At 48.0% G+C, this 13,848-nt stretch carries 12 protein-coding genes; 7 read left to right on the top strand and 5 right to left on the bottom strand.

All coding sequences use genetic code 11. From position 1 onward, the window contains the following. Positions 1–87 precede the first annotated feature (87 nt). The 7 genes from HP399_RS24380 to HP399_RS24350 all read left to right on the top strand — a co-directional run bounded on the left by HP399_RS24380 (position 88) and on the right by HP399_RS24350 (position 9,729). On the top strand, positions 88–1,416 hold the full coding sequence (locus tag HP399_RS24380) for a helix-turn-helix domain-containing protein (protein WP_228088335.1): 1,329 nt from the start codon (positions 88–90) through the stop codon (positions 1,414–1,416). Positions 1,417–1,567: 151 nt separating this feature from the next. Beyond that, positions 1,568–3,154 (top strand): M4 family metallopeptidase, encoded by a 1,587-nt coding sequence (locus HP399_RS24375; protein WP_173620053.1) that lies wholly within the window; start codon positions 1,568–1,570, stop codon positions 3,152–3,154. A 293-nt stretch (positions 3,155–3,447) separates the two neighbouring features. Continuing rightward, entirely contained in the window at positions 3,448–5,034 is a 1,587-nt protein-coding gene (locus tag HP399_RS24370) for a M4 family metallopeptidase (protein ID WP_173620052.1), read from the top strand. Between the two features lie 140 nt (positions 5,035–5,174). After that, positions 5,175–6,125 carry an aminoglycoside phosphotransferase family protein gene (locus HP399_RS24365; protein WP_173620051.1) on the top strand — a complete coding sequence of 317 codons (951 nt, stop codon included), beginning with the start codon at positions 5,175–5,177 and terminating at the stop codon, positions 6,123–6,125. 309 nt (positions 6,126–6,434) lie between these two features. Then, positions 6,435–7,133: a class I SAM-dependent methyltransferase gene (locus tag HP399_RS24360; RefSeq protein ID WP_173620050.1), complete on the top strand. Its 699-nt coding sequence runs from the start codon at positions 6,435–6,437 to the stop codon at positions 7,131–7,133. Between the two features lie 137 nt (positions 7,134–7,270). Continuing rightward, positions 7,271–8,494 carry a Zn-dependent hydrolase gene (locus tag HP399_RS24355; RefSeq protein WP_173620049.1) on the top strand — a complete coding sequence of 408 codons (1,224 nt, stop codon included), beginning with the start codon at positions 7,271–7,273 and terminating at the stop codon, positions 8,492–8,494. A 50-nt stretch (positions 8,495–8,544) separates the two neighbouring features. Further along, entirely contained in the window at positions 8,545–9,729 is a 1,185-nt protein-coding gene (locus HP399_RS24350) for a M20 family metallopeptidase (RefSeq protein WP_173620048.1), read from the top strand. Between the two features lie 82 nt (positions 9,730–9,811). On the opposite strand, the gene HP399_RS24345 is transcribed toward HP399_RS24350, so the two are convergent. Genes HP399_RS24345 through HP399_RS24325 form a run of 5 tightly spaced genes read right to left on the bottom strand, consistent with a single transcriptional unit; the run spans position 9,812 to position 13,604 of the window. After that, positions 9,812–10,282: a DinB family protein gene (locus HP399_RS24345; RefSeq protein ID WP_173620047.1), complete on the bottom strand. Its 471-nt coding sequence runs from the start codon at positions 10,280–10,282 to the stop codon at positions 9,812–9,814. A 16-nt stretch (positions 10,283–10,298) separates the two neighbouring features. Further along, on the bottom strand, positions 10,299–10,802 hold the full coding sequence (locus HP399_RS24340) for a HugZ family pyridoxamine 5'-phosphate oxidase (protein ID WP_173620046.1): 504 nt from the start codon (positions 10,800–10,802) through the stop codon (positions 10,299–10,301). 17 nt (positions 10,803–10,819) lie between these two features. Beyond that, a complete protein-coding gene (locus HP399_RS24335) occupies positions 10,820–11,599 on the bottom strand; it encodes an ABC transporter ATP-binding protein (RefSeq protein ID WP_173620045.1) in 780 nt (259 codons plus the stop codon). 1 nt (position 11,600) lies between these two features. Further along, the gene (locus HP399_RS24330) at positions 11,601–12,596 is read right to left on the bottom strand and encodes a FecCD family ABC transporter permease (RefSeq protein ID WP_173620044.1); all 996 of its coding nucleotides are present in this window, start codon (positions 12,594–12,596) and stop codon (positions 11,601–11,603) included. 12 nt (positions 12,597–12,608) lie between these two features. Further along, a complete protein-coding gene (locus HP399_RS24325) occupies positions 12,609–13,604 on the bottom strand; it encodes a helical backbone metal receptor (protein WP_173620043.1) in 996 nt (331 codons plus the stop codon). Positions 13,605–13,848: the final 244 nt, after the last annotated feature.

Here is a 13,848-nt window from a genome sequence, read left to right as displayed (position 1 = left end):
AGAAAAGGAGTATGTTATCCTAGTAGAGGGTGTTCAAAAAGTCGTTTATTGATCACAGAAGCAGTTCACGAGTAGGAAGAGATTGGTGTGAAAGAGGGAATTTTGTTGAAGCTGCGACTAGGCGTAATAGGCGCGGATGATTCACTTGCCATCATCGAATCAGTCATGCGAGAGTTTCCCGAAATTGAATACTTGCCGATTGTTTATTGGAAGGAAGAAGAGATCCTCGATCTGATCATGCCGCATGTGGATGAGGTGGATATGTGGCTTTTCTCCGGACAGGTCCCTTATGCCATGGTGAGCGAGTCAGGCAAGGTCCAAGTGCCGATGGCTTATGTGCCTCATCTCGGTGCGAGCTTGTACAGAACCTTGCTTCACCTGTCCCATCAATTGGGAATCCGGGTGGATGAAGTGAGCTTTGATACATTTTCACCAGAAGAACTGGTGCATTTTATGGATGAAGCGGGTATCGCTGGTGGTTACAAATGGCTCAAGCATTACGAGGGAGCAATCTCAGCCGATGAACTGGCGGATTACCACGAACAGCTTTGGAGGGCAGGCAAGACAAAGGTGGCTGTCACCTGCTTGCGGACAGCAGATGTAGAGCTGGCACGGAGAGGTGTCCCTGTACATCGGGTTGTGCCGACACGTGCAGGCGTGATTTCGGTTATTCACATGCTTTTGCGAACGCACGAAATGCTTCACTTCAAAGATACCCAAATTGCCGTGCAGATGATGGAGATTGATCCATTTCGCGAGCTTGCGGGTGGCAACTTTTCCACAGATGAATGGCAAAATGCCGAGATCAAGACGATGGAAAAGCTGTTGCGCTACGCGAAGCATTTGCAAGGCTCACTAAAGACAGCAGGTCCCGGACGCTACGTCATTTTTACAACGCGGGGCAATCTGCAAGAAGTGACCCGTGACTATGCGACCATGCCGGATTTGGAAGAGCTGTTTGGCATTCGCGCTGATCTGGTGACGTGCGGAATTGGGATCGGCAAGACTGCTTATGAAGCAGAAATCCACGGTGGCGCAGCTTTGCTGCACGCCAAAGAGCGCGGGACAGGCAACTGGATGGTCTTCTTTGATGACAAAAGCGTCGTAGGGCCGCTTGGTCGTGATGAACAGATCACCTATCGGTATGACTCAGAAAAGCTGCAAGAGCTTAGCCAGCTTACCTCTTTAAGTGTCATGACGCTCGCCAAGCTTTACTCCATACTCAAAAAGCGAGGCTCTCAGGAAATTCATGCGACAGAATTAGCCTCATATCTACAAATTCTGCCACGAAGCGCCAGACGAATCCTGATTGAACTGGAGTCAAAGGGACTAGCGCAGGTGATCAGAGAAGAAAACCCACACCCGCGGGGCAGACCGCGAAAGGTGTATCGGATCGTATGGCAATCGCAATTGTAATAAATTTACCAATTAATCATTTCTTTCGGGAAATGATTTTTTTGTCGTTAAAAAATTGTTCTCAAATTCACATTTATGACAAATAATAAGAGATGTAAACAACTATGAACTTACATAAAAAACAATATTTTCCAAGGAGGAGTTAACAAGTATGAAAAAATCGGTTTTTGCAGTAACACTCAGCTTCGCATTAGGTACTTCTACCTTCCTGCCGCTAGCTGCGCAGGCCGAATCCGAAAGCATCGTCTATAGCGCTGAGTGGGATACCCCCGAATTTATTGGAGAAGAGTTCGAGGCAGAAGATCTGGATGGCGAAGACAAAGTTTGGGGATTCCTGGAGCAACATCAAGATTCCTTCCGCATTGACGGAGAAGTGAGAGATCACTTTAAAGTGCTTGATGAAGTGACAGACAGAGAGACAGACATGACTCACTACCGCGTACAAGAAATGTACGAAGGCATCCCGGTCTATGGTTATCAGCAGACGATTCACGTAAACGAGGATGGAAATGTAACGGCATTCCTCGGTAACTACGCGCCTGACCTGTCAAACAATGATAAGCTGACGGAAAAACCAAAACTCAAGGCAGATAAAGCGGTCAAAGAGGCCATCAAGGATTTGGAGGATGAGATTGACAAAGAAGTGGAGAAGTTCGAGGTGAAGCCAAAAGGGAACCTCTATATCTACATCCACGAAGATGAATCGTATTTGGCTTACGAAGTGGAGCTGAATTTCCTCGATCCGCAGCCAGGGCGTTGGAAGTATTTCATCGATGCAAACACTGGTGACGTGATCAACAAATACAATATGCTCCATGAGATTACAGGAACGGGTACGGGGGTACTTGGTGACTCTAAGTCCTTCGAAGTAACGAAAGTAAGCAATACAAACTACACGGCGAAAGATACAACGCGCGGCAAGGGAATTGAGACGTACAATGCACGGAACAGATACACCCTCCCAGGCACGCTTGGCTCTGATACCGATAACAAATGGACAGATGGAGCACTTGTCGACGCTCATGCCTATGCACAGAAAACCTACGATTACTACAAAAGTGCACATAACCGCAACAGCTATGACAACAACGGTGCGAAATTGATTTCTACTGTCCATTACGGTAGCAACTACAACAACGCATTCTGGAACGGCGTGCAAATGGTATACGGGGATGGAGATGGAAGCGTATTCCGCCCATTGTCTGCTGGCTTGGATGTCGTTGCACATGAATTAACACATGCCGTTACAGAAAAAACAGCCAATCTGATCTATCAAAATGAGTCCGGTGCGTTAAATGAATCCATCTCTGACATCTTCGGGGCAATGATTGACAACGATGATTGGCTGATGGGTGAAGATGTATACACACCAGGAACGCCTGGAGATGCACTGCGCTCTCTCGAAGATCCAACAGTTGCTGGTGATCCTGACCACTACAGCGATCGCTACACGGGTCCAAATGACAACGGAGGCGTACACATTAACAGCGGTATCAACAACAAAGCGGCATATCTCCTCTCAGAGGGTGGTTCGCACCACGGTGTAACGGTCACAGGCATCGGTCGCAATGACACAGCAAAAATCTACTACTACGCTCTAACAAACTACCTCAATCCAAACTCTAATTTCTCCGCTATGCGACAAGCAGCTATTCAATCCGCTACAGTTCTTTTCGGTGCTAATTCCCAACAAGTAGAATCAGTAAAAGATGCGTATGATGCCATTGGAGTGCAATAATCAAATAAAGTATTTTGTTACACGAAATATTTGTCATACTATTTGAAAAATTGCTTTGCTCCTATTGTGGGGCAAGGCAGTTTTTTGTATGTTGGTGGTAATGTAAAGGTGTATCGAATCGTAAGGGAAGTATAATTGTAATAAATTTACCAATTAATCATTTCTTTCTGGAAGTGATTTTTTTGTCGTTAAAAAATAGTTTTCAAATTCAGAATTTTGATAAATAATAAAAGATATAAACAACTATGAATTTACATAAAAAACAATATTTTCCAAGAAGGGGTTTAACAAGTATGAAAAAATCGGTTTTTGCAGTAACACTCAGCTTCGCATTAGGTACTTCTACATTCCTGCCGCTAGCTGCGCAGGCCGAATCCGAAAGCATCGTCTATAGTGCTGAGTGGGATACCCCCGAATTTATCGGAGAAGAGTTCGAGGCAGAAGATCTGGATGGCGAAGACAAAGTTTGGGGATTCCTGGAGCAACATCAAGATTCCTTCCGTATTGATGGAGAAGTGAGAGACCACTTTAAAGTGCTTGATGAAGTGACAGACAGAGAGACAGATATGACTCACTACCGCGTGCAAGAAATGTACGAAGGTATCCCGGTCTTTGGTTATCAGCAGACGATTCACGTAAACGAGGATGGAAATGTAACAGCATTCCTCGGGAACTACGCACCTAACTTGGCAGATAATGATAAGCTTACGAAAAAACCAAAGCTCAAGGCAGATAAGGCAGTCAAAGAGGCCATCAAGGATTTGGAGGATGAGATCGACGAAAAAGTGGAGAAGTTCGAGGTGAAGCCAAAAGGGAACCTCTACGTATATATCCACGAAGATCAATCGTATTTGGCTTACGAAGTGGAACTGAATTTCCTCGATCCGCTACCAGGCCGTTGGAAGTATTTCATCGACGCGCATTCGGGTGATGTGATTAACAAATACAATATGCTCCATGAGATTACAGGGACGGGTACAGGAGTACTAGGTGACACCAAATCATTCGAAGTAACGAAAGTAAGCAATACCAACTATACGGCGAAAGATACGACGCGCGGCAAGGGAATCGAAACGTACAATGCACGCAACAGATTAGTCCAACCTGGTACTCTTGGTTCTGACTCGGATAACAACTGGACAGATGGAGCACTTGTCGACGCTCATGCCCATGCTCAGGCAACCTACGATTACTACAAAAACGCACATAACCGTAACAGCTTTGACAACAAGGGTGCGAAAATCATCTCTACAGTCCATTACGGTAGAAACGATAACCGCGCATTCTGGAACGGCGTACAAATAACATACGGGGATGGAGATGGACGCTTATTCCGCCCATTTTCCGCTGGCTTGGATGTCGTTGCTCATGAATTAACTCACGCTGTCACAGAACGAACAGCCGGTCTGATCTATGAAAACGAGTCTGGTGCGCTGAACGAATCCATGTCTGACATCTTCGGGGCGATGATTGATAATGACGATTGGTTAATAGGTGAAGATGTATACACGCCAGAAACGCCAGGAGACGCACTGCGCTCTCTCGAAGATCCAACAGTGGCTGGCGATCCTGACCACTACAGCAATCGATACATCGGTCAAGCAGATGAGGGAGGCGTTCACACTAACAGCGGGATCAACAACAAAGCGGCATATCTCCTCGCAGAGGGTGGCACACACTCCGGTGTAACGGTCACAGGCATTGGACGAGATGACACAGCAAAAATTTACTACTACACACTAACAAACTACCTCAATCCAAACTCTAACTTCTCTGCTATGCGACAAGCAGCGATTCAATCTGCGACAGCTCTGTTCGGCGCCAATTCCCAGCAAGTAGAATCTGTAAAAGATGCGTATGACGCAATTGGCGTACAATAATCAGGTCAACTATTTCGTTATTCGAAACAATTGACGTACTATTTGAAAAATTGCTTTGCTCCTATTGTGGGGCAGGGCAATTTTTTGTATGTTGGTGATAATTAATTGCGTGTGTATAGGGAGTTAGAAAGGAGTACCACATGGATCATTTCAAAAACATATTGAGACACCATTACGATATAGACGCTGTTGATGTTACCCCTCAGCAAGGAGGATGGTCGGCGCTAGCTTATAAAGTCATCAGCGACCAGCAGTTCTTTTTCTTGAAGGTCTATGAAAAAAGTAGAGCATCTACGCCAAAGTGGACAGCGCTGATCGACAAGTATGTTCCCATTATCCAGTGGCTATCACGCCAAACCAGACTACAAGGCAAACTTCCAGTTCCGCTACTGACTAGAAACGCTGCGTATAAACATGAAGATGACATGGGTATCTATCAACTGTTTGCCTATATTGAGGGGAAAACCATTGGGAACCAAGCGTTAAACTCGTTGCAAGTTCGCCAGCTAGCAGAAATCATAGCGGAGTTGCATTTGTATGGGGAAGAAATCCCGGTCAGTACGGCTGCCATCAAGGAAGACTTCCGCATCCCATTTGCCGAGCAGTTTAGAGAAATGCTGAACGAAGATATCCACCGTCTGCCGGACGATGTGAATGAAATCGTCAAACCATTTGCCAACATACTGGCTACTCGCATGAATGATTTGGAGATGATTGCCGAGGAATTGCGAGGCAGTGAGGTGAAAATGAAGCTTTGCCATACGGACATTCACAACTGGAACCTGATGCAATCTGGTCAGCAGCTCATTCTCATAGACTGGGAAGGATTAAGGCTGGCTCCGGTAGAAGCCGATCTGATGTTTTTGGTAGATCAGCCTTTTTTTGAGGAGTTTATGGCTACCTATCAGATGACACATACAAATTATGTGGTCAATCGACAAGCGTTGGAATTCTATCAAATCCGACGTAGGTTGGAAGATATATGTGAACTACTAGAGCAGCTTTTGTTTGATGAGCAGGAGGAACAGGATCGAGTAGGGACGATCGGGCATTTGAAAGGGGAATTGAGGAAGATAGAGGTAGAGATTTAATTGTAGGAGGAAGAGTGAATTTGAACTACTCTATTCTAGATAACGTAGAAGAATCTCCATAAGGAAAATGAAGAAGAATGTTGAGGTTTGTGGCGCTTCTTGACAGATTGTATCGGTATAGTTATTATCGATACTCAAAGTCTTTAATTAATGTGTATCTCCCAAGAGGGCTTCAGGCGCTAACGGAGTCCTTGTCATTGTCTAGGACAGCGCCAATTCTTTCGAAAATTACAGATATTATCTATCTGTAAAAACTTTATACCTAGAATACTTTTCGTGTATCTCATACTGAAACAATGGAGGTTACCGATGAACGAAGAAATTACATTCAACTCCAAAATGGTTCTTGCGTACGATGCTAACACGCGAATCTCGATTCCCACCTATGATTTTTTATTCACGATGGTCCAATCCTATTTTCGAGCTCAATTGGGGGAAAAAGAGGCATCATTGCTCGTCGTTGGTGCGGGCGGTGGAAATGAATTTTCTGCATGGGGACCCTCTAATCCAAAATGGACGTTCACCGGAGTCGATCCTTCTGCCGAGATGCTTGCGATGGCGAAAAACAAAACCGTCCAACTGGGGTTGGAAAGCCGCGTCCAGCTCATTCAGGGAACAATTGAGGATGTTCCTCATTCAGACTCGAAGTACGATGCGGCGAGTTGTATCTTGGTTCTGCACTTCATTAACGATGTGCCGGAGAAGCTGAAGCTGCTCAGGGCCATTAAGGAGCATTTGAAACCGGGGGCTCCCTTCGTACTGGTTAGTGCGTACGGAGACCTCGATGATGCCGAACTTCGAAACAGATTAAACATATGGAAAAGCTTTTTTTTGGATGTGGGATACGAATCAGCGAAAGTAGAAGAGATGGGTAATACCATCATGACAAAAGCTTCTTTTCTATCTGAACCTAAAATCGAACAGCTATTGAGAGAAGCTGGCTTTACGAATATAGGCAGGTTTCATTCTACGGGACTTTTTGGGGGATGGATTTGTCATGCGGAATGAATAGCGGCGGAAGTCTTGGACTTTATTTCGGGGTCCATGGCTGCCGCCTTTTCAAAATAGACAGACTATTATACAATTAAGGACATAACCGTTAATCAACCGTTATTGGCTCTGCATAGAAGGAGGAGTGGCGTGTCATGATCAATTCGGATCGATTGTGGGATCGATTGGGACAGCTTGGCAACATTGGGAAGCAAGAGGCGGGCGGCATCACGCGGTTGTCTTTTACGCCTGAGGAACGTGCGGCAAAGGATCTCGTCACAGGCTTTATGAAGGAAGCAGGTCTCACCGTTCGCGAAGATGAGGTTGGGAACTTGATTGGGCGAAAAGAAGGGAAAAATCCGGCCGCTCCTGTCGTATTGGTTGGCTCGCATATCGACTCCGTACCAAATGGCGGCGATTATGATGGTCCACTTGGCGTACTGGCTGGTGTAGAAGTTTTACAGACGATGCAGGAACAGGCGATCGAAACAGAGCATCCGATCGAAGTCATCGCGTTCACGGATGAAGAAGGAACGCGTTTTGGTTACGGGATGATCGGCAGTCGCGGTATCGCGGGTCTGATCAAGCGTGACGAGCTGGAACAAGCAGACAAGAATGGGGTCACGATTGCTGAAGCAATGCGGCAAACGGGGCTTGATCCGGACCGCACCAGTCTCGCCGCGAGAACTCCCGGAAGTGTGAAAGCGTATGTGGAGCTACATATCGAGCAAGGCAAGGTACTGGAGAGCCGTGGGCTATCTGTTGGGATCGTGACAGGAGTGGCGGGACCGCTCTGGTTGAATTTCGTGCTAGAGGGAGAAGCCGGTCATGCCGGGGCAACGCCGATGAATTTGCGCCGTGATCCGCTGGCATCCGCCGCTCAAGTGATGCTTGCCATCGAGGAAGAAGCCGGACGGACAGGAACCAGTGTAGGGACGGTTGGAAGGCTGCAAGCTTTCCCAGGCGGGGTGAATGTCATTCCTGGACGAGTCGAGTTTTCACTTGATTTGCGAGATGTGGACGAAGCAATCCGCGATGAAGTGGAACAGCGCATTTACGAACGGGCAAAAGCGATCTGTGCAAAGCGCAATGTGACGTTGAAAGTAGAGCTGCTGCAACGCATAGCTCCTGCTGTATGCTCGGACGATATCCAGAATGCTGTAGCCGAAGCGTGTGAGGCAGAAGGCTTGGAAGCATTTAGACTGCCGAGTGGGGCAGGGCATGATTGCATGCAGCTAGTTGAGCTGTGCCCGGTTGGCATGATTTTCGCTCGATCCAAGGATGGCATTAGCCACAACCCGGCAGAATTCACGACAAAAGAGGATTGTGCGAACGGAGCGCAAGTACTGTACCGCACCGTTTTATCCTTAGCAAAATAGGCATAAGAGATAGTAAGTGGGGGAGCCACGTAAATCAGGAGGAGAGCGGCATGACAGCAACGGCAGTGGTAACGCTTAATAAGGCGGTCGAAGAAATCAAGGATCAGGTAATCGCGTGGAGACGGTATCTGCACGAAAACCCTGAATTATCCTTCCATGAAGAAAAAACAGCACAGTTTGTATACGAGACACTGCTTACCTTTGGCAATCTGGAAGTGTCCAGACCGACGAAAAACAGTGTGATGGCCAGATTGATCGGTTCCCAGCCTGGGAAAGTGCTCGCCATGCGCGCTGACATGGACGCATTGCCGATTACGGAAGAGAATACGTTTGAATTCGTATCGAAAAATCCTGGCGTCATGCATGCGTGCGGACACGACGGACATACTTCCATGCTGCTCGGAACGGCAAAGCTGCTGTCCGGGATGAAGGATCAGATCAAGGGAGAGGTTCGTTTCTTCTTTCAGCACGCGGAGGAAGTATACCCAGGCGGAGCGGAGGAAATGGTACAGGCAGGTGTCATGGACGGCGTAGATATGGTGATTGGTACGCATCTGTGGTCGACGATGGAATTTGGGACAGTGGGTATCTGCCCAGGTCCAATGATGGCTGCACCTGATACGTTCTGGATCACCGTTCTTGGAAAAGGCGGACATGCGGCGCTCCCGCATGAAACGATCGACAGCATCGCGATTGCGGCACAAGTGGTGACCAATCTCCAGCACGTCGTATCCCGCAATGCAGATCCGCTCGATAATCTGGTTCTCTCTGTCACACAATTTGTGGGGGGAACGACACATAACGTCATTCCGGGTGCTGTAGAGATTTGCGGGACAGTCCGCAGCTTTGACAAAAATCTGCGCGAGTCCGTTCCGGGACTCATGGAACGCGTGATCAAAGGCATTACAGAAGCACACGGCGCGGGGTACAAGTTCAAGTACGAATTTGGCTATCGCCCGGTTATCAACGATGCCGAAGTGACGAAATTGATGGAAGAGGTCGTCGAAGAATCACTGGGAGCAGAATGGGTAGAGCATATGCGTCCAACCATGGGTGGTGAGGATTTCTCCGCCTTCCAGCAAAAAGCGCCAGGCTGCTTCTTCTACGTCGCTGCTGGAAACAAAGAAAAAGGCATCACATATCCGCACCACCATCCACGCTTTACAATCGACGAGGATGCGCTCGAAGTCGGCGTAAAAATGTTCGTCAACGCGGCAAGAAAAATCGTGATGTAACGAGAGTGGCACACATACAGAAGAGCTTCCAGTCAAGAGAGACGGGAAGCTCTTTTTGGCGTGCGAAAGGCAGCATCAAACCTTAGTGGGTGAGTTCTTTTTCTTTGGTGTGAAATGATTTTTGAATCTGCGAAATTTGTCCGGCATGGATACCCGTGTGATACATGAGGCGACCCAATGCTTCTAAAGGAGTAGAAGACCCCAATGGCGTTTCAACGGACTTGTGCCAAGCTTCCTCTGGTAAGTCACGCATCGCATCGATCAAGTGTTGGTTGGAAGCGGACATGAAATCAGCGAGCTCTTGCACGTTGGTAAAGGCAACTTTGGTTCCGGTAGGACCGTTTTTCGTCAATAGCTCTACGTCAGATGGGATGCTCCGACCGAAAAACCATTCGGCAAACATGTACTCGACCTCAGCGCTATGGCGCAGCATATACCCGATGGAGACTGCATTCATGCTCAAACGTAAATCTTGTTCGGGCAAGCTTTTCGCAGTCTTGTGAAAACGTTCCTGGATGGTGAGCCAAAGTGTCAATGCGGTTGAATAGGTCATGGATGATGCCCCTCCGTTATTTTTTGGATGTGTGACCATCTCGGTTGACGTGGACAAATTTATCGGCTGTCAGGTCAATGTCGTAAGCCTGACCGAACCCAGCTACATAGCGTCCCTCTGATGGTGTCAATTCGAACAAGGAAAAATCAAGGCCGCGCAGCATATCCATCATGTTTTTTCCGAATGACTGTGCAAACAGCTCGAAAATCTCATCGTACCCGGCATTACCCAAATTCAGGGCAGAACACACGAAGCGAGCGCGTTGGCGAGCAAACAGATTGGTGGCTTTCGACTCGTCTTCAATGAGCATGGCATCGACTGCAGGATTTTCTTCCATGTAGCGATAGTGATTCGCAATTTTACTAATGTAGATGTAGAACTTTCCATCGTATTTGACGAACGGGGCGTAGGAGAGAAACGGTTTTCCATGCTCGTCGACCGTGCTTAACATGAGTGTCTTCATGTCCGCAGCAAACGATTGGTACTGGGTCTTCATCGCTTCCTTATCCATCGCTTTCATACGAGCACCTCACTTGTTTAGTTTGCTTTTTTCAGTATGTGAATCCTGGGGCTAGAGCAGTCTGGCGTGTACTGAATCTCGGTTTCGACGCCGTACACGCTGCGAATCAGCTCCATCGTAAGCACATCTTGAGGTTTTCCAAAAACACGCAGGCTTCCATCTTTGATCACACAAATTTTATCGCTGTAGGCGCTGGCGTGATTCAAATCATGCAGCACCATGACAACCGTCAGCTTCAAATCCTGATTGAGCTTGCGAACGAGTTCAAGCACATCCAGTTGATGGGCGATGTCCAAATAGGTAGTTGGCTCATCGAGCAACAAGATTTTCGGTCGTTGAGCCAAAGCCATCGCGATCCATGCACGCTGTGCTTCCCCGCCAGACAGAGAGACGAGGTAGCGGTCCTTGTAGCTGAGCATACCGGTTTGTTCCAAAGCCCACGTGACGATCTCGTAGTCTTCGCCACTCAGGCGCTCAAACCATTTTTTATGGGGAACGCGACCGTATCCGACCAGCTCTCCTACCGTTACGTCTGACGGGCACGTGTTGGATTGGCAAAGCATGCACATGATGCGAGAGATTTGCTTCATACTCAGGCTGTTTAATTCTTGATCCGCAATACAGACACGGCCACTTTCACAAGGAATCAGCCGTGAAATTGCTTTGAGAATCGATGATTTTCCTGAACCGTTTGGACCAATGATCGAAACAACCTCTCCTTCTTGGATATCGAGGGAAAAGTCATGGACGATGGTCTTCGGACCGTAGCTGATGTTCAACGATTGCACTTGTAACATGTCACATGCCCCCTTTTCGCATCAAGTAAAGGAAATAAGGTCCACCCACGATTGCCATCACAATCCCGGCAGGAATCTCCAAAGGAGCGAATACAGTTCGACCAAACGAATCGGCAACAAGCAAGACAAGAGAGCCAAGCACGAGGCTAAACGGCAAGCCCAGACGGTAATCAGAGCCGACGAGCATGCGAGCCATGTGCGGTACGACTAGTCCGATAAACCCAACAAGGCCGACAGTCGATACCGAAACTGCTGCTAGGTAGACCGCGATGATAGAAAGAGAGAGGCGCAAGCGATGCAAGTTCTGCCCTAAATTGTGAGCGACTTGTTCTCCTAGGCGTAATATGTTTGCCTGCCGGATCGATAATAGCGCTGCGATCCACCCGACGATCGAGTAGGGAAGCATCACCATGACATCGCCCATGCCTTTTCCGGACAGACTGCCATTCATCCATTGTAGCGCACCCGGTAGCTTGTCACTGTACAGGATGGACAATAACCCGATTGCTCCACCGAATACAGCATTGACGGCAACCCCCGATAATATGATGCGCACAGGTGTTAATCCGCCCTGTTTTTTCCAAGCCATGGAGTAGACCATGCCTGCTGCTACTCCGCCACCAATGATGGCAGCTAGGGGTATCAAGTAAGAATAGTCGGGCATGACCAGCATGATGAACAACACCGTAACGGCTGCTCCGCTGGATACGCCCGTCAAGCCTGGATCGGCAAGCGGATTTTGCATGACTGCTTGCAGGAGGGCACCCGATGCAGCGAGATTGGCCCCAATCAATAGTGCGAGAAACACACGCGGAATCCGGATATCCCACAGGATGGTTTGGCTGGCGGCATCGCCGTGTCCAAGTATGGTTTCTATTGTTTCGGCAAGCGTGAGGCGCACGCTCCCCAGACCAATGGAGAGCAGTACAGCTACAACGAGCATGACACAAGCTGTCACCAAGAGAGCTGCTTTCCTGTTCGGAATGTTCTGGGTCACTGGAAAAACTCCTTATTCGGTATACAGGATGTTTACGAGCTCCTCGTAGGCAGCCGGGACTTTTACTAGAGAGGCGATCCCGAATGTGCTGTAGTCGAGTGCTTTCATTTTGCCATTTTTGAATGCGCTCAGTTTTTCCCATGCGCCGTTTTTCTTCACGTCTTCTTCGAACTTTTTGGTCACTGCACTCGGATCGCCATGCGCTACCAGTAAAATAACATCGGGATTGGCAGCTACGATCGATTCCATGTTGAGCGGCACGTATGTCTCGGTTTGTTTCAGGACATCGGAAGCGACGTTGGATGCGCCGAGATTGCGGGCGAGGCTTCCGACAAATGTATTTTCATTCATGACCATAAGGGCTTCGGCTGAACCGAACAAGAACAATACTTTGGGAGCGGGTTTCCCTTTGGTTGCGTCTATGATGGTTTTTTCTTTTTCCATGATGGATTGGAGAAAGGCTGTTGCTTTCTCTTCCTGCTTGAACAGGCGTCCGAGTACGACGGTAGACAGTTTGAGCTCGTCGATTGAGTCTACAGGCAAGTACGCGGTAGACAGCGCGGCGGGCTTGAATTTTTTATCGATGCTCGCTTGGATGGAGGTAGGGCCGAGAATGACGTCAGGCTGAAGCTTCGCGACCTGCTCCAAATCAGGCTGGTGAGAAGTGCCGATACGCGGAACAGTGTCGAGGGAGGCTGGCAGCTTGCTGCTTGTCGTCGGTACGCCTACGGGAGTGACACCCAGTTCGTTCAGTATCTCGGTAATCGCTACGGAAACGGTCACGACTTTTGTAGGTGGCTGGGTTTTGAATTGGGTGAGTAGCTCTTCTACCTTCTTTTCATCTACGCTGATTGTATGAACGGCTTGTTGGCTTGATGTCGACGAGTCCGACTGTGAGCTGGTAGCTGCTTGTTGTGTGGCAGCTTCGGGGGACGCGGAATTGCTGCATCCAACTACACCTGTCAATAGCAAAGCAATCATCCCGGTTTTCCATCCTGCATGTTTCAATGTACGTAGCCTCCTGAAAATTTATGATAATGAGAATCAATCTCTATTGGATCGATTATGATTATATAGAGAATGATTACTATTATCAATAGAAAGTTTCCATAGAAAAGAATGGCGAAAACAGGAGAAAAACCGCGGAAAAAGAGGAAAAGTAGAGGTGTTTTGTGATAAGAGCGAAGGCTGCCCGGAGCAACTGTATGGAGCGTATATCATGCGGATCAGGCCATTTCGTAAGCGAGACGTC

This window comes from Brevibacillus sp. DP1.3A (assembly GCF_013284245.2).
Classification (GTDB): Bacteria; Bacillota; Bacilli; order Brevibacillales; family Brevibacillaceae; genus Brevibacillus.
This window is presented reverse-complemented; position numbering and strand designations above follow the sequence as displayed.

Coding starts and splice junctions, on each gene's coding strand:
- HP399_RS24350 (WP_173620048.1), top strand. CDS start 8,545: ATGACAGCAACGGCAGTGGTAACGCTTAATAAGGCGGTCGAAGAAATC.
- HP399_RS24335 (WP_173620045.1), bottom strand. CDS start 11,599: ATGTTACAAGTGCAATCGTTGAACATCAGCTACGGTCCGAAGACCATC.
- HP399_RS24355 (WP_173620049.1), top strand. CDS start 7,271: ATGATCAATTCGGATCGATTGTGGGATCGATTGGGACAGCTTGGCAAC.
- HP399_RS24370 (WP_173620052.1), top strand. CDS start 3,448: ATGAAAAAATCGGTTTTTGCAGTAACACTCAGCTTCGCATTAGGTACT.
- HP399_RS24375 (WP_173620053.1), top strand. CDS start 1,568: ATGAAAAAATCGGTTTTTGCAGTAACACTCAGCTTCGCATTAGGTACT.
- HP399_RS24345 (WP_173620047.1), bottom strand. CDS start 10,282: ATGACCTATTCAACCGCATTGACACTTTGGCTCACCATCCAGGAACGT.
- HP399_RS24340 (WP_173620046.1), bottom strand. CDS start 10,802: ATGAAAGCGATGGATAAGGAAGCGATGAAGACCCAGTACCAATCGTTT.
- HP399_RS24360 (WP_173620050.1), top strand. CDS start 6,435: ATGAACGAAGAAATTACATTCAACTCCAAAATGGTTCTTGCGTACGAT.
- HP399_RS24365 (WP_173620051.1), top strand. CDS start 5,175: ATGGATCATTTCAAAAACATATTGAGACACCATTACGATATAGACGCT.